General features: G+C 63.6%; 24 protein-coding genes, 2 tRNA genes and 1 pseudogene. 10 read left to right on the forward strand and 17 right to left on the reverse strand.

From position 1 onward, the window contains the following. Positions 1-25: 25 nt before the first annotated feature. Both E3T51_RS06080 and orn read right to left on the reverse strand, forming a co-directional pair. Positions 26-101, reverse strand: a tRNA-His gene (locus tag E3T51_RS06080). 44 nt (positions 102-145) lie between these two features. Continuing rightward, entirely contained in the window at positions 146-820 is a 675-nt protein-coding gene (gene orn, locus E3T51_RS06085) for an oligoribonuclease (protein WP_104191641.1), read from the reverse strand. Positions 821-943: 123 nt separating this feature from the next. On the opposite strand from orn, the gene E3T51_RS06090 reads away from it, so the two are divergent. Continuing rightward, a complete protein-coding gene (locus E3T51_RS06090) occupies positions 944-1,162 on the forward strand; it encodes a thioredoxin (protein ID WP_241989197.1) in 219 nt (72 codons plus the stop codon). A 40-nt stretch (positions 1,163-1,202) separates the two neighbouring features. Here the strand turns inward: E3T51_RS06090 and E3T51_RS06095 are convergent, their stop codons facing one another. Then, a complete protein-coding gene (locus tag E3T51_RS06095; protein WP_134528807.1) occupies positions 1,203-1,970 on the reverse strand; it encodes a FadR/GntR family transcriptional regulator in 768 nt (255 codons plus the stop codon). 282 nt (positions 1,971-2,252) lie between these two features. Between E3T51_RS06095 and E3T51_RS06100 the strand changes: the two genes are divergently transcribed. From E3T51_RS06100 to E3T51_RS06120, 5 genes are all read left to right on the forward strand, one after another. Further along, on the forward strand, positions 2,253-3,716 hold the full coding sequence (locus E3T51_RS06100) for an ABC transporter substrate-binding protein (RefSeq protein ID WP_241989198.1): 1,464 nt from the start codon (positions 2,253-2,255) through the stop codon (positions 3,714-3,716). Positions 3,717-3,815: 99 nt separating this feature from the next. Then, entirely contained in the window at positions 3,816-4,763 is a 948-nt protein-coding gene (locus tag E3T51_RS06105) for an ABC transporter permease (protein ID WP_134528811.1), read from the forward strand. Further along, positions 4,760-5,620: an ABC transporter permease gene (locus E3T51_RS06110; protein WP_134528813.1), complete on the forward strand. Its 861-nt coding sequence runs from the start codon at positions 4,760-4,762 to the stop codon at positions 5,618-5,620. The genes E3T51_RS06105 and E3T51_RS06110 overlap by 4 nt, the downstream gene beginning before the upstream one ends. Further along, complete coding sequence (locus tag E3T51_RS06115) at positions 5,617-7,392, forward strand: dipeptide ABC transporter ATP-binding protein (protein WP_134528815.1); 1,776 nt, start codon at positions 5,617-5,619, stop codon at positions 7,390-7,392. Before E3T51_RS06110 ends, E3T51_RS06115 begins: the two co-directional genes overlap by 4 nt. Before the next feature lie 34 nt (positions 7,393-7,426). Further along, positions 7,427-8,860 (forward strand): amidase, encoded by a 1,434-nt coding sequence (locus E3T51_RS06120; protein WP_134528817.1) that lies wholly within the window; start codon positions 7,427-7,429, stop codon positions 8,858-8,860. Between the two features lie 159 nt (positions 8,861-9,019). Here E3T51_RS06120 and E3T51_RS06125 read toward each other — a convergent pair whose 3' ends face one another. Then, positions 9,020-9,793 (reverse strand): SDR family NAD(P)-dependent oxidoreductase, encoded by a 774-nt coding sequence (locus tag E3T51_RS06125; protein ID WP_134529406.1) that lies wholly within the window; start codon positions 9,791-9,793, stop codon positions 9,020-9,022. A 20-nt stretch (positions 9,794-9,813) separates the two neighbouring features. Further along, complete coding sequence (locus E3T51_RS06130) at positions 9,814-11,262, reverse strand: aldehyde dehydrogenase family protein (RefSeq protein WP_241989199.1); 1,449 nt, start codon at positions 11,260-11,262, stop codon at positions 9,814-9,816. A gap of 157 nt (positions 11,263-11,419) precedes the next feature. Between E3T51_RS06130 and E3T51_RS06135 the strand changes: the two genes are divergently transcribed. After that, the gene (locus tag E3T51_RS06135) at positions 11,420-12,616 is read left to right on the forward strand and encodes a 3-isopropylmalate dehydrogenase (RefSeq protein ID WP_134528819.1); all 1,197 of its coding nucleotides are present in this window, start codon (positions 11,420-11,422) and stop codon (positions 12,614-12,616) included. A gap of 4 nt (positions 12,617-12,620) precedes the next feature. After that, positions 12,621-12,693: transfer RNA gene (locus tag E3T51_RS06140), tRNA-Arg, on the forward strand. A 139-nt stretch (positions 12,694-12,832) separates the two neighbouring features. On the opposite strand, the gene E3T51_RS06145 is transcribed toward E3T51_RS06140, so the two are convergent. The 7 genes and pseudogenes from E3T51_RS06145 to E3T51_RS06175 form a co-directional block, all read right to left on the reverse strand. Continuing rightward, entirely contained in the window at positions 12,833-13,288 is a 456-nt protein-coding gene (locus E3T51_RS06145; RefSeq protein WP_134528821.1) for an SRPBCC family protein, read from the reverse strand. A gap of 511 nt (positions 13,289-13,799) precedes the next feature. Next, positions 13,800-13,925: pseudogene (locus E3T51_RS06150) on the reverse strand (transposase); the annotation flags it as partial. Between the two features lie 61 nt (positions 13,926-13,986). Then, positions 13,987-14,862 carry an arginase family protein gene (locus E3T51_RS06155; protein WP_241989200.1) on the reverse strand — a complete coding sequence of 292 codons (876 nt, stop codon included), beginning with the start codon at positions 14,860-14,862 and terminating at the stop codon, positions 13,987-13,989. Positions 14,863-15,116: 254 nt separating this feature from the next. Next, positions 15,117-15,449: a hypothetical protein gene (locus tag E3T51_RS06160; RefSeq protein ID WP_134528825.1), complete on the reverse strand. Its 333-nt coding sequence runs from the start codon at positions 15,447-15,449 to the stop codon at positions 15,117-15,119. A gap of 241 nt (positions 15,450-15,690) precedes the next feature. Beyond that, positions 15,691-16,470: an alpha/beta fold hydrolase gene (locus E3T51_RS06165; protein WP_241989201.1), complete on the reverse strand. Its 780-nt coding sequence runs from the start codon at positions 16,468-16,470 to the stop codon at positions 15,691-15,693. After that, the gene (locus E3T51_RS06170) at positions 16,470-17,702 is read right to left on the reverse strand and encodes an RNA polymerase sigma factor (protein ID WP_241989202.1); all 1,233 of its coding nucleotides are present in this window, start codon (positions 17,700-17,702) and stop codon (positions 16,470-16,472) included. The genes E3T51_RS06165 and E3T51_RS06170 overlap by 1 nt, the downstream gene beginning before the upstream one ends. Further along, positions 17,687-18,019 carry a YciI family protein gene (locus E3T51_RS06175; protein WP_134528827.1) on the reverse strand — a complete coding sequence of 111 codons (333 nt, stop codon included), beginning with the start codon at positions 18,017-18,019 and terminating at the stop codon, positions 17,687-17,689. The genes E3T51_RS06170 and E3T51_RS06175 overlap by 16 nt, the downstream gene beginning before the upstream one ends. 43 nt (positions 18,020-18,062) lie before the next feature. On the opposite strand from E3T51_RS06175, the gene E3T51_RS16715 reads away from it, so the two are divergent. Beyond that, positions 18,063-18,503 carry a YciI family protein gene (locus E3T51_RS16715; protein ID WP_206751173.1) on the forward strand — a complete coding sequence of 147 codons (441 nt, stop codon included), beginning with the start codon at positions 18,063-18,065 and terminating at the stop codon, positions 18,501-18,503. Positions 18,504-18,727: 224 nt separating this feature from the next. Here the strand turns inward: E3T51_RS16715 and E3T51_RS06190 are convergent, their stop codons facing one another. Together E3T51_RS06190 and E3T51_RS06195 are read right to left on the reverse strand one after the other, a co-directional pair. Further along, the gene (locus E3T51_RS06190) at positions 18,728-19,375 is read right to left on the reverse strand and encodes a dihydrofolate reductase family protein (RefSeq protein ID WP_134528829.1); all 648 of its coding nucleotides are present in this window, start codon (positions 19,373-19,375) and stop codon (positions 18,728-18,730) included. Position 19,376: 1 nt separating this feature from the next. Beyond that, positions 19,377-19,715, reverse strand: coding sequence for an ArsR/SmtB family transcription factor (locus E3T51_RS06195; RefSeq protein ID WP_134528830.1), 339 nt, complete (start codon positions 19,713-19,715; stop codon positions 19,377-19,379). A gap of 225 nt (positions 19,716-19,940) precedes the next feature. Between E3T51_RS06195 and E3T51_RS06200 the strand changes: the two genes are divergently transcribed. Then, complete coding sequence (locus E3T51_RS06200) at positions 19,941-20,117, forward strand: antibiotic biosynthesis monooxygenase family protein (RefSeq protein WP_338145147.1); 177 nt, start codon at positions 19,941-19,943, stop codon at positions 20,115-20,117. Positions 20,118-20,272: 155 nt separating this feature from the next. On the opposite strand, the gene E3T51_RS06205 is transcribed toward E3T51_RS06200, so the two are convergent. From E3T51_RS06205 to E3T51_RS06215, 3 genes are all read right to left on the reverse strand, one after another. Then, positions 20,273-20,755, reverse strand: coding sequence for a hypothetical protein (locus tag E3T51_RS06205; RefSeq protein ID WP_134528832.1), 483 nt, complete (start codon positions 20,753-20,755; stop codon positions 20,273-20,275). Between the two features lie 28 nt (positions 20,756-20,783). Beyond that, entirely contained in the window at positions 20,784-21,356 is a 573-nt protein-coding gene (locus tag E3T51_RS06210) for a putative immunity protein (protein ID WP_134528834.1), read from the reverse strand. A gap of 355 nt (positions 21,357-21,711) precedes the next feature. Then, a complete protein-coding gene (locus tag E3T51_RS06215) occupies positions 21,712-22,152 on the reverse strand; it encodes a GyrI-like domain-containing protein (RefSeq protein ID WP_134528836.1) in 441 nt (146 codons plus the stop codon). Positions 22,153-22,494 lie beyond the last annotated feature (342 nt).

Below are 22,494 nucleotides of genomic sequence, written 5' to 3' on the forward strand. Positions count from 1 at the left end.
GGAGGCCAAACTCGCGGTGTTTCATTGGGGTGAGTAACGGGGATTGAACCCGCGACCTCCTGGACCACAACCAGGCGCTCTGCCAACTGAGCTATACCCACCATGCGTTCCCACATTTACAATGCGGGGCAACTCAGCAATCCTATTACACCTCGGAGGCGAATAAGTGCACAACATCGGCCGCGTGCGACTTGGCCTCGTCGCTGGTTGGACCGGGGTCGGCCACGAATACCGTCTGGCGGTAGTAGGCGAGCTCGCGAATCGATTCGAGGATGTCGGCCAGGGCGCGGTGTCCGCCGTCCTTGGCGGGGGCGTTGAAGTACACCCGCGGGTACCAGCGTCGGGCCAGTTCTTTGATCGATGACACGTCGACGTTGCGGTAGTGCAGCTGGTTGTCGAGGCGCGGCATGTATCGGGTGAGGAAGGAGCGGTCGGTGCCGATGGAGTTGCCGGCGAGCGGCGCTTTCTGCTCGGCCGGGATGAATTTCAGCACGTATTCGAGAACCATGAACTCGGCTTCGGCGGCGCTGACGCCGTTCGGGATCTCGGTAATGAGGCCGGAGGAGGTGTGCATGTTTCGCACGAAGTCGCCCATGTTTTCGAGGGCGGAGTCGTTGGGTTTGATGATGATATCGAGGCCTGGGTCGAGCACATTGAGGTCGTAGTCGGTGATCACGACGGCGATCTCGACGAGCTCGTCGCGGTCCAGGTCGAGCCCGGTCATTTCGCAGTCGATCCAGACCAATCGGTCGGGACTCTTCGACGTCGGGGAGTTTGCGGGGGCGGTCGTGGGTGCTTCACCAGTCGTGCTGTTCGTCATGCCCCGAGTCTACCGGTGGCCTGCGACACGGCCTGTAAACTGGAACGCTACCGAACTCAACGCGCGACCTGCGAGGCCTTGATGGAATTCACACTGTATTCGTCGTCATTCTGCGAACCGTGCATGCAGACACGGGCGGTGCTCACCGAAGCGAAACGACTGGTACCCGGTGCGACCATGCGTGAAATCGATGTCGCCGGCGCTCCCGAGCAAGCCGAGGCGCTGCTCATTCGTAACACGCCCACGGTCATCATCACCAACAGCGCCGGCATCGAGGTCTTTCGCGCGGCCGGAGTGCCCACTCTCGCGCAGGTTCTCGTCGCCGCAGCCAAAGCGCTCTGAGTGGGCTCTGAGTGGGCTCTGAGTGGGCGCCGAGTGGGCTCTACACCCGGGCTTCGTGCGTGACGTTGCCGAGCGCTGCCCGACTCTCCGGCGAAATGATGTTGCCGTAGTATTCGATGACGAAGGACCTGGCCAGTCGTCCGGCAGTCGCTCCGTCTCCCGACGAGATCGCAGCCAGAATCTCACGATCGTGGGCCAGCGAGAGTTCCATCCTGGCCTGGGAGTCGGGTGAGCGATCGAGTTCGTCGGTGACCATGTCGATGAGGGCACCGCGGGTGGCCTCCCCGCAGATCTGCAGGAGCAGATTCTGGCTGGCCGCCCACACGCTCACGTGGAAGGCGACATCCGCTCGGCTGAACGCGACCGGTCCGTTGGCCACTTCCGCCTGCATCGCGTCGATGGCCGAACACATCTCGTTCAGCTGCACCTCGGTGCGGCGTTGGGCGGCCAGGGTGCAGGCAGTGCCCTCCAGCATGATGCGAAACTCCACGAGCTCCGAGAGTGCGATGGTTTCCAGGCGCACCAGGCGATTGACGGTTTTCGTCAGGATAGCGGGCGAGGCCTGCAGCACTTCGGGCCCGCGCGGGTCGCCAGGGCGCGATCGCACGAGCCCGGTGCTCTCGAGCACACGCAGGGCCTCCCGAATGGTCGATCGGCTCACCTCGAAAGTCAGCATCAGCTCGCGCTCGCTCGGCAGACGATCGCCGGGGCGGAGTTCCCGTTTGCTGATCGCGGTCTCGATCTGCTCGACGACGCGCTCGTAGGCCTTGACAGTTTTGACGGCGGTAAATGCGGCTTTGTGGGGCATCTGCACTCCCTTGAGGTTCCGGCCCAGATCAAAAAGAAGCGGCGCCGATAGCAGCGCGTCAATGTCGGGGTCGATCTTGACGATCTGAGCTCTGCATGTAAAGCTGACTTCAATACAGAGTGTACTGGTCTGACCATGTGTTTTACCGGTAGGCACAGCACGTTTCCACGGTATTTCTCCCAGTATTTCTGGCCGACCTTCGCGGGGCCAGCCCAAGCAGAGGGGCACGTTCGTATGACGGCACACACCCGGCGAAGCAGGTTCGCCAGCATTGCTACGATTATGGTTGCTTCCCTGGCGCTGGTCGGTTGTTCCAGCGGGTCGACGACCGCCGAGGGGGAGCCGGACACGTCGTTGACCGTTGGCCTGCTGGCCACTCCGGGCAACCTCGACTACACCACGACCGCCGGTGCCGCCATTCCGCAGGCCCTCCTCTACAACGTTTACGAGGGGTTGGTGAAACTTAACAACGACGGAACCATCATTCCCCTGCTCGCCAAGTCGTGGACAATCAGCGACGACGGGCTGGTCTATGATTTCTTGCTGCACGACGGCGTGACCTTCTCCGACGGTTCGCCGTTCACCGCGGAGAGCGTCAAGTTCAGCCTCGAACGTGTCAAGGACAACTGGACCGCCAACGGACCCGCGTACCTCGACCCGATCGCCAGCATCGAGGCGGTCAGTGATACCGAGGCGCGCATCACCCTGTCCAAGCCGAGCAACAGCTGGCTGTTCAACATGAGCGGTCCGGTCGGCACCATGTTCACCGAATCCGCCCTGGCCGACCTCGCCACCGCTCCGGTCGGTACGGGGCCGTACACGGTCAGCTCGTTCAAAACCGGTGACAGCCTCGTGCTCGCCGCCAACGCTGAATATTGGGGCGAGGTCCCGTACATGACCGACGTGACACTGCGTTATTTCACCGACGCGACCGCGCAGACCAACGCGCTGCTCAGCGGCGATATCAACCTCATTTCGGGCATTTCCCAGTTCCAGTTGGTCGACCAGTTCAAGTCCAACACCGACTTCCAGGTGCTCGAAGGCGCCAGTACCGGTGAGGTCACGCTGTCGATGAACAATGCCAGCGATGCTTTCAGCGACGTTCGAGTGCGGCAGGCCGTCATGTACGCCATCGACCGACAAGCGGTCATGGACACCGCGAACAGCGGCTATGGCCTGCTCATCGGTTCCATGGTGCCGCCGACCGACCCGTGGTATGACGAGAGCCTGGCCGATCTCTACCCGTACGACCCCGACCGGGCCACCGAGCTCCTGGCCGAGGCGGGAGTCAGTGATCTGACCGTCGCTTTTAAGATTCCCAACCTTCCCTACGCCGTGGCCGGCGCCCAGGTGGTCAAGGATCAGCTCGCCAAGGTGGGCATCACCGCCGACGTGACGGCGCTCGAATTTCCGGCAGTCTGGCTCGACGACGTTTTCTCCAGCCACGACTACGACATGTCGCTCATCATGCACAGCGAGCCGCGCGACGTGAATGCCTTCGCCGCCCCAACCTACTACGCGGGCTACGACTCGCCCGCGGTGATGGCCAAATTCGCCGAAGCGGACGCCGCCGACGCGACCACCTACATCGAACTAATGAAGGAGGCCACGACGACCATGGCCGAGGAAGCCGCCGCCGACTGGCTCTACCTGCAGCCGGCGATCTCCCTCGCCGACGCAGACCTGCTCGGGGTGCCGAAGAATACCCCGAGTCTCGCACTGGACCTGTCGACGATCGCGCGATAGGCAGGTCAGGTCGGTACGCGTACGGTTGTTGTTCGAGCGGTAGGCGCGGCGCTGTCTGAGCGTCGCCCCACCGTGAATCAGTCAGAGGATAGTCGCGTTATGGTCTTTGTGGTTCTGCGTCGCCTCGGCGTCTTCGCCACCACGGTGGTCGTGGCCTCGGTCGTAACGTTTCTAATGCTGTCCATTCTGCCCGGTAACGCCGCCCGCATCGCCCTGGGCGTGCAGGCCACCGAAGCGGATGTCGCGGCGCAGGCCACGGCTATGGGGCTCGACCGCCCCGCGATCGTGCGCTACCTGGACTGGTTCGGGCATGTGCTCATCGGTGATTTCGGTACCTCCACCGTGAGCCGCCAGGCGATCGGCCCCGAAATAACGGATGCTCTCGGCATCACGGTGATCCTCGTGCTCACCAGCGTCGTGCTGGCGCTGCTCTTCGCGATTCCGTTCGGAATCCTGACCGCGGTCAGGCAGCGAAAGCTCGACGGCGCCATCCTGTCTGGCATCAGCCAGATCGGCGTGGCCGTGCCCGGATTTCTGGCCGGGATGCTGCTCGTCACGGTCTTCGCCGTGATGCTCCGCTGGCTTCCGGCGGGCGGCTGGGTCGACCCGGGCGAAAACTTCGGAGAATTCGCCCTGCACCTTATCCTGCCCGCGATCGCGCTTGGCAGCGTGCAGGGCGCCGTGCTCAGCCGGTATGTGCGCTCCTCGGTGTTGGAAGTGATGCGGGAAGACTTCATCCGCACCGCGCGGGCCAAGGGCCTCGGCGCCGGACGGGCTCTGTTCCGGCATGGACTGCGCAACGCCGCCGTGCCGGTGATGACCGTGCTGGGCCTGCAGATCGCCACCCTGTTGGTCGGCGCCGTCGTGATCGAGCGGGTCTTCAGCATTCCCGGCCTCGGCAGCCTGCTGCTCGACAAGGTGGCCCTGCGTGACCTTCCGGCCGTGCAGGGCATCGTGCTCGTGCTCGTCGTATTCGTGCTGGCCCTGAACTTTCTGGTCGACCTCGCCTTCACACTGATCGACCCCCGACTCCGGAGCGCCGCATGACCGCGATCAAATACGAGACCCGGGCCCGCCGCCCGGCCGGTCACGGCGGCGGTGCCACGCTCTGGGCCGGCCTCGTGCTCATCGGCCTCGTGCTGTTGGCGGCCGTCGTGTCCGTGTTCTGGACACCGTTCGACCCCGAAGGTGTCTTCTCGGATTCCATCCTTCTGCCGCCCGGCGCAAAACATCTGCTCGGCACCGATAGTTTCGGGCGTGATGTGTTCAGTTCCATCCTGCGCGGTGCCCAGATCTCACTGCTCGTTGGCACCGTAGCGGTCGGGATCGCCGCGGTTCTCGGCGTGCCGTTCGGCATCGTGGCCGGCATGAATCCGGGCCGGCTGGACCAGTTCATGATGCGCGGCAATGACATCTCCCTCGCCTTTCCCGCCCTGCTGCTCGCGATCATCTTCGGTGCGATCTTCGGCGCGGGCACGGTTACGGCCATGGTCGCGCTCGGTATCGGCACGGCACCCGCGTTCGCCCTCATCGCCCGCAGTGGCACCATGCAGATCATGAGCCGCGAATACGTGCAGGCGGCTCGCGCTTCGGGCAAGAACGGCCTCTTTATCGGCCTGCGGCACGTGCTTCCCAATATCAGCGGCATGCTCATCGTGCAGGCGTCAGTCTCGTTCGGCATCGCGGTTCTCGCCGAGGCCGCCCTCTCCTACCTGGGGCTCGGCACACCGCCACCCACGCCATCCTGGGGGCGCATGCTGCAGGACGCGCAGGGGTACCTGTTCATCGAGCCGCTGCTCATCGTCTGGCCGGGAATCGCCATCGCCGTGGCGGTGCTCGGCTTCAACCTGCTCGGTGACGGCCTCCGTGATCGCTTCGACCCCAAGATGCAGGTGAAACGATGACCGACAGCACACCCACCCTCAGCGTGACCGACCTGCGGGTCGGTTCGCCCTTCACCGAACTGCTGCACGGCATCAGCTTCGACATCGCCGCCGGCGAACGCGTCGGCCTGATCGGAGAGTCCGGGTCGGGGAAGTCGCTCACCGCGACAGCCGTTATGGGGTTGCTGCCGGAAACCCTCGCGGCCACCGGCACGATCCGCCTCAACGGCGTCGACGCCGACCTGCTGACCGCCGGCGAACGCCGCCTGAACTCGTTGCGCGGCAACACCATGGCAATGGTGTTCCAGGAGCCAATGACCGCCCTGAACCCGCTCATGCGGGTCGGAGCGCAGGTGGCCGAAATCATGACCGTGCACCACACCGAACGCGGTCGGCGGCAGGCTCGGCAACGCGCCGTCGAACTGCTGGCCCAGGTGAAACTGCCGAACCCCGCTGAGGCGGCCCTGGCATTTCCGCACCAGCTCTCCGGCGGGCAACGCCAGCGCGTCATGCTTGCGATGGCCATGGCCAATGACCCGCAGCTGCTGCTCTGCGACGAACCGACCACGGCTCTGGACGTCACGGTGCAGGCCGAGGTGCTCAAACTCATCGGCAACCTGGTCACCGACCGAGGCACCGCACTGCTGCTGATCACGCACGACATCGCGGTGGTGGCCGAGGTGTGCCAGCGGGTGCTCGTCATGTACCAGGGCGACATCGTCGAAGACGGACCGGTTGGTCGCGTGTTGACCGCGCCGCAGCATCCGTATACCCAGAAACTCATCGCGGCCTCCGATCTCTCCTCGGTCGACGACCGTGGCCGGTTGCACACCATGTCGATGCCCGTCGTCAGCACCCCGGCCGCAACACCGTCCTCGCCCCGCCCGATTCAAGCGGATGCCACAGCAGCGCTGACGGCGCCGCCGCACCGCGCCGCCCACCAGCGCCTCGAACCCGACGGCCCACCGGTCATCTTCAACGAGGCCACCGGGGCCCCCGCCATTTCGGTGCGCGGCCTCAGCCGTCAGTATCGGCGGCGTGGCGGCGGACTGTTCACCCCGGCCCCGGTCGTGCACGGACTGCGGGAGGTGTCGTTCGACGTGGCTGAGGGTCAGCGGTTCGGCATCGTGGGCGAGTCCGGCTCGGGTAAATCCACTCTCATGCGCATCCTCTGTGCCCTCGACCAGCCGACGTCCGGCACGGTCGACGTGCTCGGGCAGTCCATCGATGGTGCCTCGGAACGGCAACTGCGTGAGTTTCGCAGCCAGGTGCAGATCGTCTTCCAAGACCCGATGGGGTCGCTGGATCCGCGCATGAGAGTGCGCGACATCGTCGCCGAACCCCTGCGCCAGGTCAGCCGTGCCGAGGCCCTGGTTCGAGTCGAAGCCCAGCTCGCCGCGGTCGGGCTCGACGCCGACGTGATGCACCGGCATCCGCACCAGTTCTCCGGTGGCCAACGCCAGCGCATCTCCATTGCACGAGCGCTCATCACGCGGCCGCGCGTGCTCGTGGCAGACGAAGCGGTCAGCGCCCTCGACGTGTCGGTGCGGGCCCAGGTGCTCAACCTGCTCGCTGATCTGGTCGACGAATACCAGCTCACCCTCGTGTTCGTCTCCCACGACCTCGGCGTTATCCGTCACCTCTGCGACACCGTCGCCGTCATCTCCGACGGACGCATCGTTGAGTGCGGGCCCACCGCCAGCGTTTACGACCGCCCCCTGCACCCATACACGCAGCAACTGGTCAGCGCGACGCCGTCGATGGACGAGCTCGCCCGACGCATCACCTCCTAAAATCCGCATCACCTGACCCAGTGGAAGAGTCACCATGACCGAGACCGCCCCCATCGAAAGCCTGCCGGCGACCGAACTCGTCGCACGCTACCGCAGCGGCGACCTCTCACCGGTCGAGGTGACGGCCGCGGTGCTCGAGCGGGCCGAGCGTCTGCAGCCCGAGCTGAACTGCTTCTGGGGTCTCGATCGGGTCGGGGCGCTCGCCGAGGCCGTCGCGAGTGAACGCCGCTGGGCGGCCGGAACTCCGCTTGGAACGATCGACGGCGTGCCAACGAGCATCAAGGAGAACGTCGCCGTGCGCGGCTTCAGTCAGCCCTCTGGCACCGCCGCCAAGTTCGATGCACCGGTGGCGACCATCGACGGGCCGAGCGTCGCGCGCATCCGGGAGGCCGGCGGTGTCATCTTCGGTGTCACGGTGATGCCCGACTACGGCATGTTGTCCTCCGGCGTGTCAAGTCTGCACGGAATCACCCGCAGCCCGTGGAACCCGGCCTGGACGGTGGGCGGGTCGAGCGGTGGCGCGGGCGCGGCTGCTGCCGCCGGAATCGGGCCGCTGCACGTGGGCTCCGACATCGGCGGCTCCCTGCGCCTGCCGGCCACCTGGCTGGGTCTCGTTACGTTGAAGCCGAGTTTCGGGCGCGTTGCCGTCGACCCGCCCTACATGGGCCGGGTCGCCGGACCACTCACCAGAACAGTGGATGACGCGGCCCTGTTCCTGGGAGTGCTCACCCGGCCAGACCCGCGCGACTACACCAGTCTTGGCGAGCAGAACCTGGATTGGACCGATGTGCACTGCGGCGAATCGGGCGTGGCTGGATTGAAAGTAGGCTTTCACCTCGCGGGCGGGGCGGGCCTCGCGACTGACCCGGAGGTGGCGGCATCCGTGCTGCGGGCGGTAGAACTCTTTGCCGCGGCCGGTGCGATCGTCGAAGAGATCGCCCCGCCGATGACCGAGAAGTACCTCGCCGACCTGGACCTGTTCCTGCGGGTGCGGTCCCTCGCCGATTATGAGGTGCTCGAACCGGCGCGGCAGGCGATGGTGCTGGATTTCATCCGGGACTGGGTGCTGGCCGGGTCAGGGGTATCGGGTACCGAGGTGCTGCGCTGCTATCAGAGTATCCAGGACCTGCGTGCGACGACCGTCGCGGCGACCGCCCCGTACGACGTGGTGCTGTCGCCGGTGTCGCCGGTCGCCGCGTTTCCGGCGGAATGGCCGATGCCGACCAACGACGCGGCCACTTCGCTCGATCACATCGCGTTCACCGCGCCGTACAACTTCTCGGAGCAGCCGGCCAGCTCGGTGAACTGCGGGTTCACCGCCGACGGACGTCCAATCGGGCTGCACATCGCCGGTCGCCGGTTCGAGGACCTCGTGGTGCTGCGGTCCACCCACTGGTACGAGCGGGCGCGGCCCGCAGCGGCCGAGCCGGTATGGCCTTTGCACACCGTGCACAAGCCGGTCCACTGACCGACGCTTACGCCGGCCGGTTGACCCGCGCGCTGGCGTCCGTTTCGATGAAAATCTCTCGCTGGTCAGAAGCCAGGCGTCTGTCTCGTGAACTCGCGCCGGCCGATTACAGACCGGTCGTAGGAGCTGATCAGGATGTTGTATCCGAGCGGGAGGTGGTTAGGCGTTCGGCGGGTCGAACCGGCCGTCGACGGCCGTCCAGCCGCCGTCCACGGTGAGCACCGACCCGGTAACGAACCGGGACGCGTCCGAGGCGAGGTAGACCACGGCACCGGCGAGCTCGCTCGGTGCCGACCAACGGCCGAGCGCGCTCTTGGCGGCATAGGCGTTGTACCATTCGGGATCGTTCTTGATCTGGGCCGTCAACGGGGTTTCGACAACGCCGGGAGAGATCGCGTTCACCCGCACCGCGGCCGGCCCGTATTCGGCGGCGGCCGTGCGCAACAGCTGCACTAGCCCGGCCTTGGTTGCGGCGTAGACCCCTTGGCCGGGCTCGACCGTGACCGCCCGAATCGACGCGAAGCCGATGATGCTGCCGCCGCCGTTGGCCGCCATGTTCGGCGCGAAGGCCTGGATGAGTACGAAGGCGGCGCGAAGATTGAGATTCACGACGTGATCGAACTCGTCGAGCGTGTAGTCCGCGATGCGCTTGCGCACATTGGTGGCGGCCGTGAAGACAAGCGCGGCCAGGTCGGTCAGGTCCCGGGCAACGGCACGCACGGCGTCCTGGTCGAGAACGTCGAGCTGCAGCGAGCTGGCCCCTGCACCGAGCTGCGCCGCGGTGGCCACAGCGCTGGGGGCATCCCGGTCGGCGCAGATGACCGTGGCGCCGTGGGCGTGCAGGGCCAGGGCGCTTTCCCGGCCGATGCCGCTGCCGGCCCCGATCACAAGGACGCGGCGACCGGAGAACTGGAACAGTTGGGTGTAGTCCACGGTATTTCCTTCTGGATGAGTCACGGGCGGATCATGGCCATGCGGGTCACGGTGAACTCGTCGATGGCGAACCGCGGCCCTTCCCGGCCGGTGCCGGAGTCCTTGACGCCGCCGTAAGGCATGATGTCGGAGCGAAAGCCGGGAATCTCGTTGACCACGACGCCGCCGACGTCCAGCTCGTTGATGGCGCGAAAGGCGCGTTGAAGCGAACTGGTGAAGATGGCGGCCTGCAGACCGTAGCGCGAGCGGTTGACCAGCTCGATGGCTGAATCCAGGTCGGAGATGCGCTGCAGCACGACGACCGGTCCGAAGATCTCCTCGCACCAGGCCAGGGCGTCGTAGGGAACATCCGTCAGCACGGTCGGGGCGATGCTGCAGTCGATCCGGTGGCCGCCAGCCAGCACCCGGGCCCCGCTGGCCAGGGCTGCGGTGATCCAGGCCAGGATGCGCGTGGTCGAGGCCTCGTTGATGACCGGCGCCACGCGGGTGCCCGCGTCGCGGGGGTCACCGACGAGCACCTCGGGGAGGCGAGCGAGCAGCATCCGTTCAAATTCGTCGGCGATCGAATCGTGCACCAGAATGCGCTGCACCGAGATGCAGGCCTGACCGTTGGCATAGAAGCCGCCGCGAATCACGGCGTCGACGGCCTTCTCCACGTCGGCGTCGCACGCCACGATCAGCGCGGTGTTGGCGCCGAGCTCGAGCACGACCTTGCGCGGGGCGGCATCGCGGGCAATCTGATGTCCGACGGCGGCAGAGCCGGTGAATGAGACGACAGCCACCCGCGGATCGCGCACCAGCGCTTCGCCGACGGCGATTCCGCCCGTGACGAGTTGTACGGCAGAGGTCGACACCCCGTGGTCGCGCAGCACCCCGCGAATGAGGTCGACCACCCACAGTGTGGTCAGAGGGGTGTTCGGGGCCGGTTTGATGATGATCGGACAACCCGCAGCGAGAGCGGGAGCGAGCTTGTGGCTGGCCAGTAGAAAGGGGTAGTTGAAACCGGTGATGCCCACGATGATTCCGGCCGGCCGCCGCGTCCAGTAGCCGATCATTCCCACGCCGCTGGGCTGCAGGTCGAGCGGAACGGTTTCACCGTGCAGGTGGGCGACCTCTTCGGCGCTCGCCGACCAGGTGGTGAGGGCGCGGGCGACCTCGGTGCGGCAGTCCACGAGGGGCTTGCCGGTCTCCAGCACGAGCAGCTGTTCGAAATCGCCGCTTCGCTCGGCGAGAGCGTCGTGAATGCCGATGAGCAGGGAACGACGGATGCCCGCACTGAGCCCGCCCAGTTCCGCGCGTACCGAAGCTGCCGCGTTCACCGCGAGCACGGCCTGCGCCGCCGTGCCGACCGGGGCCGACGCGACAGGGGAGCCGTCGAAGGGAAATACGATCTCCTGCTGTTCGGAGCAGTCCAGCCAGCGTTCGCCGATGGGGAGCCCGGCTGGGTAGGGGATCGGGAACGAAATCACGGGACTGCTTTCTGTTTAGAGGTACTCCTGTTGCGAAGCGCTACCGAGAGATGTTGGCATTTCTACTGGTCTGACCAGTAACCTAACTAGAGTATCGAGTGGCGATGATCAGGTCAATCATCTGTCGCGGCACTCATCCATTCATGAGGGAGAGCCAATGACGAGCACAGCGAGAGTCCACCGGCTGGCCGTGATCCGCGGTGACGGAATCGGCCCCGAAGTCATCGATGCCTCACTCGAGGTGCTCGGCGCAGCGCAATCGGCATTTGGTTTTCGGGCCGAACTCACCCAGATTTCAGCCGGGGCCCGGCACTACCTGGCCACCGGCGAACTCTGGACGCCCGCCCTCCAGGCGCAGCTTCGTGACCACGACGCCATACTGTTCGGTGCTATGGGTGACCCGGCCGTCGCGCCGGGCATCCTGGAACGAGGCTTCATTCTCGAGATGCGACGCAGCTTTCAGCAGGCGGTAAACCTGCGACCGGTCAAGTTGTATCCGGGCGTGACCACGCCCATCGCTGGTCTCACGCCGGAACGTTGCGACATCGTCATCGTTCGGGAGAACACCGAGGGATCCTATGTCGGGCGGGGATCGACGGTGCATGCCGGTACGCCGCACGCGGTCGCCGTGCAGGAATCGGTCAATACCCGCATGGGCGTGGAGCGGGTGGTCGAATTCGCGTTTCGTCTCGCCGACCGACGAGGCGGAACCCTGACCCTGTGCCACAAGAAGAACATCCTGGTCGAAGCCGGCACCCTCTGGCAGTCGACGGTCGACGACGTGAGTGCGCGCTTCCCGACCGTTCCGGTAAATTACGTGCACGTCGACGCCCTGTGCTTCTACCTGCCGACGACTCCGGAACGCTTCAACGTGGTCGTGACGGACAACCTGTTCGGAGACATCATCACCGACCTGGGCGCGGCTATTCAGGGCGGCCTGGGTGTCGCCGCAAGCGCAAACCTGAACCTCGACGGCTCCGGCCCGAGCATGTTCGAAGCCATCCACGGTTCAGCTCCCGACATCGCTGGTCGGGGCTGGGCCAACCCGATCGGGGCGGTGCTCTCGACCGCCATGTGCCTCGCCCACCTTGGCGAGATCGACGCGGCCCGAGCCATTGAGGCGGCCGCCGTGCACATTCTGGCCCAGTTGCCGGCGACCGCCGGACCCGCGATGGGGCTCTCGACCGAGAAATTAGGCCGCGAGATCGCGAGGCTTGTACAGAGCGGTGCGCCCGTGCCCGTCGTCCCCGGTCACTCCGTCATGGACGACCTTGCTGCGCTGCGCCGACCGGATGAACTCGCCGCACATGCTGACGGCACCCGATCACGGCCGGCGGCCTGTAACCTTGAATAGTCCCGCCCCCGTAGCTCAGTGGATAGAGCACCGGCCTTCTAATCCGATTGTCGTAGGTTCGATTCCTACCGGGGGCACCGAAAAAAATTGTCTGACCAAGGTTTTTTGTCCTCACCGAAGGGGCAAGACTTGATTCACTCAACGTACGGCGAGCGGCCGAACTCCGATACGCGTCGTCTTGATTTTCACGATTTGAAAGTTGGCTTGCCGGTAGCGTCAGGCCTGCACGTCTCCGCGCCATCCACCGTCGTCGGTTCCCTTGGCTTCGATGAACTCTTTGAAGTTTGCGAGGTCTTTTTTGATGGCGTGATTGTCTGCCCCGAGAGCGGCTCCGACCTTCTCGAGTAGCCCCGTCGCCTCCCAATCGAGTTGAACCGTCACCCGCGTCTCGTTTTCGGCTAACTTGTGGAACGTGACAACTCCCGCATGGTCGACTTCGCCGCCGGTACTGTTCCAGGCAACACGCTCGTCGGGGTGCTGCTCAGTTATCTGCGCCTCGAACGTGCGCTCCACGCCGCCCACTTTTACCTTCCACTCGGTGAGAGTGTCGGTTACCTGAGTGATGGATTCAACAAACCTTAGGAACTTCGGAAACTCCTCGAATTTCGTCCACTGGTTGTAAGCGACGGTAACGGGAACGTTGACGTCGACAGTCTCGATGACGTTGGGCATGATGACCTCCTAGTGCGAAGCAAAGGAATAGAGAGTATTTGTAACCGCTTCGACAGTACTGAAGGATGGTGCAAGGTCAACCCGGTTAAGAAAAAAACTTACGGAACGTAGAGGTGCTTGCACGCGGAGCCCGAGCAGCGTTGACAAGCGCAACCGAGGACGTCCGTTTGCTTGTGCCTCCAGGGGATGAAGCCGATCAGTATCCAAAACATCCTCGTGGCGAGCGTTGGCAGACTTAGTCTCGCCTCCGTGCGCACTCTTCACGGTCCGGCCGTGGCGCCACCATGTCACCGTGTGCTGTATCGAGACCGGCATCGGCACGGCCTCGTGTAACCGAGCGGCGCCAACCTGATGGCTGGGTACAGCTAGCCGGTTCGTCGTGCCGCGGTACGAGACATGGAATGATCACGGATGTGAGTATTGCGCCGGTAGATACATCAGAGTTGATCGATCGACACTGCGCCAGCTGCCGATCTGGCAGGAGACCGCTGATTCGCCAGAGCGCCGCGAAGTCGCCAACGTCGAACCCGAGTACTTCCCGGCGCCCGTCGGCGGCTACGCCGATCGCGACGACGATGGCTTGGGACACGATGCGGTGCCCGACGCGGGCTTTGCAGTAGGTCGCGTCGCGGAACACGACGCGGTCGGTGACGTTGGTGAGTTTGAGTTCTCTCAGCAGGGTGAGCAGGCAGACTGGCCTAGAGCCATCGTGTGGTGTCCTTTGTGAGCTGCTTTGGTCGCTTCACTTGCTGCCCCAGGTCGGCCATGCCCACTGCGATGATTTCGGCTAAGAGGGTGGCGTGGCGTCCGTCGGGATCAAGATCGGGATCGAAGACTGTGACTTGGCCTCCGATCGCTCCGGGGGCGAGCGCCTTGAGGAGTTCTACGAGTTGTTCCGGGTCGAGCCCGCCAGAATCAGGGCTGTCAACGGCCGGCATGAAGATGGGGTCGAGCACGTCGACATCGAGGTGCAGCCAGTAGCCGGCGCTCCCAATGGTGGTGCGAGCGGCTCTGGCCGTCTCGGTCATTCCGATCTCGATCGATCGGTGGGCGGGTAGAACGAGGCCGAGGAAGCGTCGGACCTCGTCGGCATGGTGGTCGTCCTCGCGGCATCCAATGTGAACGGTGTTGGCGGGCGAGAAGTACGGTCCACGTCCGTCGATGTTGGCGACTGCCGACCAGTGCAGACCAACGGCCGCGGCTAGATCCTCTCCGGCGACGCTGGCGCACAGATCCGAGTTCCCGGGATGACGGAAGTCTGTGTGCCCATCGATGTGAACGAGGCCCGCGTTATTCTGGAGCGCGAGCCCAGCCGCCACGAGAAGGCTGCAGTCACCTCCAATCACCAACGGTGCCCTGCCGTCGGCGATGACTCCAGCGATCCGGCGCGCGAGGCGGCGCGCGTGGTCGATCAACTGAGCTTCGTTTCGCACATGGCCGGCGGCGCGAGTGATGTCGTCATCGACATAGCGACCGGGAAGGACAGCTCCACCGTCGACAGCGCCGTCTACTATCAAACGACGAAACAGGCCCGCTTCTCGAAGTGCCTCAGGCGCCTTAGATGTGCCCGGCACGCTTCCAGGTTCGGGAGGTCGAAGCCCTAGGTTGGACGGTGCCGATAGTAGCGTGATCACGCACCCAGACTGTCAGGTCCGCAGAATGGCGTCGACCATTCCCGACCGCTTTACTACTACGAAAGTCTGCCGAAGCAGAAGTGCCCGTAAACCGAACCCACTACGGGACGAGTGATTTGTCGCGAGAGGTCCGCAAACGCCCAGGCGACGTGCGCGCCAGCGACTACGTCCCGCGGCATACGGCTCTCCGCGACTCAAAACGAAATCCAATAGACACCGAGCGAACCCACTGCGAAGCGGGCGACTAGGAGCAAGACGATGACCGCTATTGCGAGGGTCAGCCAGAGCCACCATCGTCGGCCGGTATTCGCGATGGCCAACGCGATAAGGATGGGAACGGAGAGATACATCACGGACACGACCAGTAGGGGAGCGGCGAATCCAAGGGAAGATACGCCACTTACGGAGGCGATGACGGCCACCGCAGGGATCAAGGAAATGGCTGTGGTGATGGTTCCAATTACTCCGACCGCCCAAGCGAGCACGAATTGGATAGTGCGTGTGAGTCGCGGTTTCTCGGCTGTCACTTCGTTGTTACCTTTCGCATGCTGGTTGTTGGTTCGAGGAAGGATGCACAGAATGATGGGGTCAGCGTCGACTTGCCAGAGGATGCCGGCGTCGTTGACGATCCCATAACTTCCTGCACCGGTCTTATCCGCGAGCTCGTACGCGCCGGTCAGTCCCGGGCGTGTACGGGTAGGCGCAAGGGGGCACCTCAGTGCATTTCGGCCCGTTGCCGCAACCAGTCCATGGCCAAAGTGCTTGCGTTCAGAATTGAGACATGGCCGTCTCGTGGCCGGGTCCAGAGTTCGGCGTTGGGGAGGTGCTCGAGGAGCCACTGGGAGTGGGAGGGGGGGGGACGATGCGGTCATCGCCACCGTGTGCGAGGAGTACGGGTATCCGGACGCCTGACAGATCTACGCCCCATGGTTTCACGAAGGCAAGGTCGTCAGCGATCAGCCCCTCGGGGCCAGCTGCAGTCGCAGCCCCTGCGTCTGCGTTGAGTGATGTCCACTCCGATTTCAGCGCGGCGTAGTCTCGCGAATTGAAACTGTCTTCATCGAAGTTGGAAGTTCGTTCGAAGATTACGCGGGCATCCTTTCCGTGCTGCGCCGCAAGCAGGGACAGCCCGCCGCCTGCCATTCCGGCGAACCAGTTGAAGTCTGTCGTGAAGGGCGCGAGACTCGCGAACGTTGCTGCAGCCCACACCCTGTCACCCAGAGTCGCTGCGCAGGCGAGGGCGTGTGGCCCGCCCCCGGAAGCGCCCATGACCGCGATCTGGTCGATGCCCATCGTATTGATGAGCTGCTCGACGTCGGCTGCGGCGTTTGTGACGGTGCGACCGGGTTGAGCTGACGAGTCTCCGTAGCTAGGTCGTGCGTATGAGATCCAGCGGATACCGCGCAGCGCCGCGGCTCGCAGGTGCGGTTCGAGGGCTGCTCCGGTTTGTGGCGAGCCGTGGTGCCAGACGACGGTTAGGGGAGCGTGAACTCCGTTGGTGCTGTCGTGAACGTGCAGTGTTCGCCCGTCGGTCAGGGTGATGTGCATCAGCATCTCGTTTCTGCCAGGCGTTTGCCCAGGTAGCGTTTCTCGGCCTCTGATGGGGCCAGTTGAAGTGCTTTCTCGTATTCGGTTGCGGCTTCGGTCCCTCGACCCATCCTGCGCAGCAGGTCGGCGCGTGTCGCCGGGAGTAGGTAGTAGTCCTCCATATTGCGTGAGGTTACGAGCGCATCGATAAGGCGGAGGCCGGCTTCTGGTCCTTGGGACATGGCTACTGCGACCGCGCGATTGAGTTCCACGACCGGTGAGGGATCGATGAAGGCGAGAGCGTCGTACAGTTCAGCGATGCGCGCGAAGTTAGTGCTTGCAGCATCCGAAGCCTCGAGGTGGCAGGCGGCAATGCGGGCCTGCAGTTCATACCTACCTGCTCGCGGTACCAACGATTGGAGGATGGTGAGGGCCTCGGTGATGGCATCCCGGTCCCACAGCGATCTGTCCTGCTCTTCGAGGGTGACGACATCTCCGACAGCGTCGGTGCGAGCTGCGCTACGCGCGTGATGCAGCAACATCAGGGCAAGGAGCGCGCGAACTTCACCGTCGTCGGGCATCAGCTCAACGAGCAGCCGAGTGAGCCGGATTGCTTCACGAAGAAGGGAAACTCGGATGAGATCCCCTCCGCCAGCAGCGGAGTACCCCTCGGTGAACAACAAGTACAGCACCGCCAGCACACCGTCTCGCCGTTCCGGCATGAGGTCGGGCGGTGGCACACGGTAAGGGATACCGGCGTGCCTGATCTTTGCCCTGGCACGCACGAGTCTTTTATCCATCGCCGGTTCGGTCACGAGAAAGGCACGCGCGATCTGCGCGGGAGTGAGGCCCGCTACCGTTCGCAGCGTCAGGGCAACGCGGGCATCGATTGGAAGTGCGGGGTGGCAGCAGGTGAAAATGAGGCGGAGACGATCGTCGATATCTGCATTACTGTCCGGATCGGGCTCGAGCGGTTCGTCTGCTTCGACGGCAACCCGCCGAAGCGCCCGGTCTTCGGCGCCAGCATGCCGAAGCAGGTCGATCGCCCGCCTCTTGGCCACCGTGGTCAGCCACGCGCCAGGATTGTCCGGAATGCCACTTTTGCGCCAGTCAGAAAGCGCCCTCACAAACGCATCCTGTGCACAATCCTCGGCAAGAGCGAAGTCGCCGGTCATCCGAATCACAGTGGAGATGATGCGCGCAGTTTCCTCGGCAGAGGCACGAACGATAGCATCCGCTACTCGATCGGCCACATCGGCCTAATCTCGATCTGACCGAACTGGGCCATTGGATGCTTCGCCGCGATCTCAATCGCCGCGTCGAGGTCGCCGCACTCGATCACGTCGTATCCAGCGATCCACTCCGTCGTTTCAGCGAACGGCCCAGCAGTGACGCTGAGCCGTCCGTCACGCAGTTTCACCGTGGTTGCATCGTTCGCCGGGCGCAGACGGTCGCCGTGGCGTCTGGTGCCCCCATCAGTGGTTTCGGCTACCCAGTCTTCGATGGTGTGGACAGGTGGTTCGGTCGTCGGCGCCGTCGCGTCTGTGCAGATGAAGAGCATGTATTCCATAAGTTGGTCCTTTGCATGTCGTTGTGTGAATTCGACGTACGGGATGAGCACCTCAGGACAGCGCGTCAAAACGCGGTGTCCTCATAGTCTTTCGCTATACGTCGCAGTAGGACATGCATCACTGAAGGAGTTCCTCTTGAAGTACATGATTTTGATCCACACGAGTGCAGCCAGCGACCTTGCGATCCGAAGCGAAGCCTTCGCTGAGTTCGAAGCCGCCCACGGCGCCGTTATCGGCGAGCTCTCCATCACCGGCGAGTTGATCGACACCCACGAGCTGGCAGTCCTCGGCGCGAAAGTGGTTCGCACTAACGGCGGTCTTTCTGTAACCAATGGACCATTCGCGGAAACCACCGAATGGGTGGGCGGGTACTACATCGTCGACGTCGCAAGCGAAGATCGCGCGATCGAGATTGCTGCACGTTTCGTTGAAGCCCGCTACGCGGCGGTCGAAGTGCGCGCCTTTGCTTTGCCGCCGCTGTAGCGACTTAAAATCGTTCAGTAGAAAGTCATCGTCGACGTCGCGTCCGCCGACGCGAAAGTTGAACGCCCACTCACCGGGCTCACTGGTGTCGCCGGCGCCGTACCAGCCCCGCTTCTGGTCCTCGTCGGCGAACGAGTCCCAGACGCGCTCGAGAGGAACGGGTAGTCGCGGGTCAGGGTGAACCCGGCGCGGGCTAGTCGGCGTTCGATCGTCATGCGCACGTCCTATCGTGCGAAGTTCACGTGGATCGTGCCACTCTCGGCCACTTCCGTTGTTACCTTGTGGGTGAGGTCGAGGTTGGGCAGGTCGTCCCACAGTCGAGTGCCCCGGCCGAGGAGGATCGGGGCGACCATGAGATGCAAGTGGTCGACCACGCCGGCGCGCAGGAAGTCGCGCGCGGTGCCGACTCCACCGCCGACGCGCACGTCCAGGCCGCCGGCAGCCTCGGTCGCCTCCGCGAGCACGTCCTCGATCGCGGCGTTGCGGAAGTGGAACGTTGTTCCGCCCTCCATGGGGATCGACGGACGCGGTGCAGTGTGGGTGAGGACGTAGACCGGGGTGCCGAACGGCGGCTGGCCACCCCACCAGCCCTTCCAGTCCGGATCGTCGGGAAACGAGTGCAGGCCGAACATGGTCGCACCTATGATCTCGGCGCCGACGCCCTCGAAGAACGCGGCGGCGTAGGAGTCGTCGATGCCGGTCGTGCCCTTGCCGCTGGTGTCGTCGAAGACGCGCTCGTGGAAAGTGCGGGTCGCGGCGTAGGCCGCAGTGAGGCGCCCCCAGTCCTCACCCATCGGATTTTCGGGGGCGTGGTCGGTCGTCGAGGTATAGCCGTCCAGCGAGAGGAACAGGTCGATGCGAACGCGGGTCACGTCAGTTTTCCTTCGGGGTGGTACAGGTCATGTGGATGCCGAGCCGGTCGGCTTGGTGTTCGGCGGGGGTTCGTTGCTCGCCGAGCCACAGGTGTAGGACGTCGAGGGCGCCCGGTCGCAGGCTCACGGTGCGGACGCGCCCATGCTTCTGTGACGTGACCAGTCCCGCGTTCTCGAGGACGCACAGGTGCTGCATGAGCGACGGCAACGCCATCGAGATCGGTGCCGCGAGTTCGGACACGACTGCTGGGGACTTCGCCAACCGTTCCACGACGGCCCGGCGCGTCGGATCCGCGAGAGCGCGGAGCACGGCATCGAGCTCGTCGTGATACTTAGGCACATGCCTAATGATTATTATTGAAGGGCAGGGATTCGTCAACCGGCTCACGCCAGGAACGTGTCTCGCGTTTGAAGCTACTCCGGAATTGATTGTTTAGCACCAGTGTCATTTTCCGTACTCGCCTGCACAAATCATCCACACCAACGTCGACCCTTGCTGCCGTCCTGCATAGGGAACGCTGAATGGGACACTGCTTGGGTGATGACAGAGCATGCCCTCTGACCCGTGATTCCCGGTCGTGAAGTTGAATTCGAGCTCGCCTTTACCGATGCGCGGGCCATCATCTCGTCAATGCCCGGGTGCCGTAGCCTGACGCTGTCGCGTTCGATCGAGTATCTGAGCACATACCTCTTGCTCGTTGAGTGGGAGCGACCCGACGACCACGCGATCGCCTTCAGGTAATCCGTGCACTACCAAGAATGGCGCGCCCTACTGCACCATTTCTATGAACCGTTCCCCTTGGTCGAGCACTTCCAGACCGTCCCGTAGATCGAACCCCTATCGCGACTTACCTATGCAGCCGACCGGAGGAGATATGAAATAGCGAGCCCTCCGCTCTATTTCATAGCCGCTTCTGCGGCGCTGTCAGTCTCGTCGTTGACCGTCAACGAGAGTATGTAGCCATAAAGATCGGTGGTGTCGTCGGCGTGGGCATTTTCGTATGATCCATGGTGACTCCTCGCGTCAGCGCCGTGACTAGTCTCGCTTTGCTCAAACCGACCTTGGCGCATCCACGAACCGGAGGTGTCTGCCACGGACTGCTGTTTGGCTGCTCCCGTCACGGGAACGAGACCTTCTGTAGTTTGAACCTGCCGACACCGAACGCTCATGAGCCCATCGACTTTCCCCTGCACACGAAGCGATGGCTGATCTACTGCATCGCCGTACGTGTCAAACTGCCACTCAACCGCCGGGCGGTCACCAAACAAGCGGGCCAGCCAAACGATATTGGCCGGGTAGAGGGTGAAGTCCACGAAGTCACCGACGGCGATAAGCAGGTGTTCTTCCGCGACCTGCCATTCCGTAACCCATACGAGCATGAGGCCAATGATCTCAGATCGTCAGTAGTTACGATTCGCGAAGCCGCAGTAGCCGAACCCCGCAGCAGGGCGTGCACAAAGAGCTGTCCAGTGCCTGCATGAGGTGCGCGACGCGGCTCTTTCCCACTGGCGCACGAGGGTATCGACGCAGCACATCGATCAGAGTTGGCGTGGCGCGTCGGCGCGCCCGCTCGATCAGCGCCTCTCCCTCGGCCGGATCCTCTCCGGCGGTCAGCTCGGCGGCCCGAGCTGCATTCGCCGCAGCGCGCAGAATGTGGCCAACTCGCGTCGCTTTGGCCAGAGGATGCAGATATGCGGCGGCGGCAGCATCGCCTGCAGACCGGGCAGCGAACTCTGCGGCTGCGCCGGCCACCTCCTTCGCCGCGCGATGCGCATCCAGAGCCGTCACGCGTTGCACGTTCGTTCGTGCGGCGCCATGCACAAACGCCCAGGCTGCCTCGATAGCTAAGCGCGGCCGCAAATCCTCCGGATTGGTCTCCTCAAACACGGAAAGTACTTCCTCAGCGCTCTCGACGGCGTACTGGGATACGACTCGCAGCTCGTCCATACTCAGCTCGAAATCACCTTTGCCAGCCTGCATGCTTCCATTCTCGCTGCGGTCGTCTGCGCAGGGGAAGCTCGATCGGAAGGAGGCGAGGTCGCACAAGCGGATCACAAAACGCGACCACTTAGCGCTAAACGTCACAAATACCGACGTCGACGATCACGGTCGTCTCACAAGCCGAACGGTCAACGGGAGAGGTCTCGGGCGGACTACTTGAACTGCCGAGCTCGCTGACTTTGTGCCACAGGGGAGAGATAACTTGTCACCGATTCCCTGTCTCAACAAGTATACGAGGCTGCCGCACCCGGACGACTGCGACAGCTGTGCGGATCACTGGCACTATAAGGCGGTTCGACCGGATATAGCCTGATTCCGTCGTGAAGGGGGGCCGTCAGATGAGAATGTCGACGTACAGTTCGTGCGGTTGTTGAGCACCGTCGGACGTGTACCCGACATCGAGCTTGCGGTTCCCGAGAGTCAATCCCTGCTCTTCAGCCCAGTCATAAATGGTCTGGAAACCGCCTGCGATGGTTGCCACCGTACCGTCATGCCGGTGGTGGACGAATCTTCCACCGGGAAGGAGAGCCACAGCCATACCATCAGGCACTGGAATTTCGGCGGCGACAGCTACTGATCCAATAGTCTCGCGGTAACGGCCGTCGCCTAAATGGTTGCTGGCTTCGACGAAGACGCCTGTGCCTGAGTCGGGCAGCTCGTCTTGACGGGAAAACAGCTCGCGCCAGGCCGCAGGCATCTCGGAGCGCAGCTGGCCGAAGTAAGCGACAACTTCGATTCCGATGACGGCAGTCTCGCCAAGTTCAACAATCTCCATTGATGCCTCCCTCGCTTGGCCTCGAACGATTTACTCGTGTATCCAAAAGTGATACGGCCTCGCCACTCTAGTCAGAGGGATTGTTCTGCCTGCAGTGCTCGGCCACGAGGGTGCTGGGATCGTCGAGGATTTGAATGTGCGCCAGAATCCGATCGTCAAATTCGACTGTTCTATTGCCGTACTCTAAGAGACCCATTTTATTACTTCGTCATCCCAATTTGCATATCCCTGTTTTCTCTCCGCGCGCATTTGCAGAACTGCAATGGCACAGTTCAAATCGAATGGGCAGGGCATCCGGCCGGTGTTCCACTGGCCTACACCGGCGGATGGCTGCGTGGTCAA

The sequence above is a fragment of the Cryobacterium serini genome, assembly GCF_004404025.1.
Classification (GTDB): domain Bacteria; phylum Actinomycetota; class Actinomycetes; order Actinomycetales; family Microbacteriaceae; genus Cryobacterium; species Cryobacterium serini.

Excerpts from the sequence above, each read along its gene's own strand:
- E3T51_RS16715 (WP_206751173.1), top strand. The coding sequence starts at position 18,063 with ATGAGCACCTCAGGACAGCGCGTCAAAACGCGGTGTCCTCATAGTCTT.
- E3T51_RS06120 (WP_134528817.1), top strand. The coding sequence starts at position 7,427 with ATGACCGAGACCGCCCCCATCGAAAGCCTGCCGGCGACCGAACTCGTC.
- E3T51_RS06210 (WP_134528834.1), bottom strand. The coding sequence starts at position 21,356 with ATGCAGGCTGGCAAAGGTGATTTCGAGCTGAGTATGGACGAGCTGCGA.
- E3T51_RS06115 (WP_134528815.1), top strand. The coding sequence starts at position 5,617 with ATGACCGACAGCACACCCACCCTCAGCGTGACCGACCTGCGGGTCGGT.
- E3T51_RS06105 (WP_134528811.1), top strand. The coding sequence starts at position 3,816 with ATGGTCTTTGTGGTTCTGCGTCGCCTCGGCGTCTTCGCCACCACGGTG.
- E3T51_RS06090 (WP_241989197.1), top strand. The coding sequence starts at position 944 with ATGCAGACACGGGCGGTGCTCACCGAAGCGAAACGACTGGTACCCGGT.
- E3T51_RS06100 (WP_241989198.1), top strand. The coding sequence starts at position 2,253 with ATGGTTGCTTCCCTGGCGCTGGTCGGTTGTTCCAGCGGGTCGACGACC.
- E3T51_RS06175 (WP_134528827.1), bottom strand. The coding sequence starts at position 18,019 with ATGGAATACATGCTCTTCATCTGCACAGACGCGACGGCGCCGACGACC.
- E3T51_RS06135 (WP_134528819.1), top strand. The coding sequence starts at position 11,420 with ATGACGAGCACAGCGAGAGTCCACCGGCTGGCCGTGATCCGCGGTGAC.
- E3T51_RS06205 (WP_134528832.1), bottom strand. The coding sequence starts at position 20,755 with ATGCTCGTATGGGTTACGGAATGGCAGGTCGCGGAAGAACACCTGCTT.
- E3T51_RS06110 (WP_134528813.1), top strand. The coding sequence starts at position 4,760 with ATGACCGCGATCAAATACGAGACCCGGGCCCGCCGCCCGGCCGGTCAC.
- orn (WP_104191641.1), bottom strand. The coding sequence starts at position 820 with ATGACGAACAGCACGACTGGTGAAGCACCCACGACCGCCCCCGCAAAC.
- E3T51_RS06095 (WP_134528807.1), bottom strand. The coding sequence starts at position 1,970 with ATGCCCCACAAAGCCGCATTTACCGCCGTCAAAACTGTCAAGGCCTAC.
- E3T51_RS06215 (WP_134528836.1), bottom strand. The coding sequence starts at position 22,152 with ATGGAGATTGTTGAACTTGGCGAGACTGCCGTCATCGGAATCGAAGTT.
- E3T51_RS06165 (WP_241989201.1), bottom strand. The coding sequence starts at position 16,470 with ATGCACATCACCCTGACCGACGGGCGAACACTGCACGTTCACGACAGC.
- E3T51_RS06145 (WP_134528821.1), bottom strand. The coding sequence starts at position 13,288 with ATGCCCAACGTCATCGAGACTGTCGACGTCAACGTTCCCGTTACCGTC.